Source organism: Mesorhizobium sp. M7A.F.Ca.US.006.04.2.1 (genome assembly GCF_004022915.1).
GTDB lineage: Bacteria > Pseudomonadota > Alphaproteobacteria > Rhizobiales > Rhizobiaceae > Mesorhizobium > Mesorhizobium ciceri.
This window is the reverse complement of sequence record NZ_RZQA01001229.1, coordinates 1-1,343: the sequence shown is the minus strand read 5'-3', so window position 1 is coordinate 1,343 and position 1,343 is coordinate 1. Positions and strand designations below refer to the sequence as shown.

3 protein-coding genes are annotated in these 1,343 nt (G+C 63.4%); all 3 read left to right on the top strand.

Features of this window, described 5'->3' with window-relative positions; translation table 11 throughout:
- Positions 1-218: inositol monophosphatase family protein (locus EN925_RS36090; protein ID WP_281040699.1), on the top strand; the 218-nt coding region annotated here is incomplete at its 5' end.
- 103 nt (positions 219-321) lie between these two features.
- Complete coding sequence (locus EN925_RS36085; protein ID WP_013532345.1) at positions 322-567, top strand: DUF4170 domain-containing protein; 246 nt, start codon at positions 322-324, stop codon at positions 565-567.
- A 5-nt stretch (positions 568-572) separates the two neighbouring features.
- Positions 573-1,343, top strand: a 771-nt coding sequence (locus tag EN925_RS36080) for a lysophospholipid acyltransferase family protein (RefSeq protein ID WP_128337385.1), incomplete at its 3' end; no start/stop codon positions are given.

Here is a 1,343-nt window from a genome sequence, read left to right as displayed (position 1 = left end):
ATGGCGCGCTGGACGCCACTTTCGTCAAGCCGAACGCGCATGACTGGGACATTGCAGCGGCCGACCTCATCCTGCGCGAGGCCGGCGGCCAGCTGCTCGACCAGCATGGCCGCGCTCCACTTTATGCCGGCGAGGTGACTCGTCACGGCGCCCTTGCTGCCGGCAGCGGTGAATTGCTGGCCGTGCTCGCCGGCGTCATCGCCGGTCTGGACACGTGAAAGCGTTTTCCCCGGCGAGATGAATTCATCTCGCCCTAAAGGTTCCAAAGTCGGCGGCTTTGGTCTAGACCTGTGACAAACTCACGATATGTGAAGGACCGACATGGCCGCGGAAGACGGAAAGAAACAGCTTTTGCATCTGGTGTTCGGTGGCGAACTGAAGAAGCTTGGCGGCACCGAATTCCGCGATCTCGACGGGCTCGACATCGTCGGCATCTATCCCGACTATCAATCCGCGCACACGGCGTGGAAAGCCAAGGCGCAAGCCAGCGTGGACAACGCTCACATGCGTTACTTCGTCGTTCATCTGCACCGGCTGCTGGACCCCGACAACAAGGCTGCCGGTTGACTTCGATGGAGCATGACCTGGCGAAAGGGCCAGCAAGCGATGCCGCGCCCACGGGCAGGGGACGCAGCCGCACGACCAAGGCCTTCTGGCGCAAGATTCGCCAACCGCTTGCGCAGTCGCGATTCGTCAAGAACGCCATCGCCAGCCTGTTCGCCCAGTTCGTCCGCTTCGTGCGCCTCACCAATCGCGTCGTCGAGGGATCGGCACGGTTTTCGGGCGGTGCCTATACCGAGTTCGAGCCTGGCATCATCGCCTTGTGGCACGGCCAGCATCTGCTGACGCCTGCCTATTATCCCAAGCGCAAGCCGCTGGTCGCCATGGTTTCGCGCAGCGCCGATGCCGAGCTCAACGCCTTGATGCTGGAAAAATTCGGCATTGAGGCGGTGCGCGGCTCGGGCGGGCGGGAAAATGCCAGGCACCTCGACAAGGGTGGGGCAAAAGCGCTTATCGCCCTGAAAAAGTCGCTCGCCGTCGGCAAGAACGTCGCCATGATCGCAGATATTCCGCACGGCACGCCGCGAGACGCAGGACTTGGCATCGTTCTCCTGGCTCGCCTCTCGGGCCGGCCGCTTGTGCCCGTCGCCATCACCACCAGCCGCCGCAAGGTGCTGGAGAAGAGCTGGGACAAGACCACCATCAACCTGCCGTTCGGCCGTTCGTCGATCGTCATCGGCCAGCCGATCTTCGTGGCGGCCGGCGCCGATGACGCCGAAATGGAGCGCAAGCGCCAGGAAGTGACGACAGCGCCCAATGCCGCGACCGCCGAGGCCTACCGT

Bases quoted from the DNA above. Each gene is read 5' to 3' on its own strand.
- EN925_RS36085 (WP_013532345.1), top strand. From the start codon at position 322: ATGGCCGCGGAAGACGGAAAGAAACAGCTTTTGCATCTGGTGTTCGGT.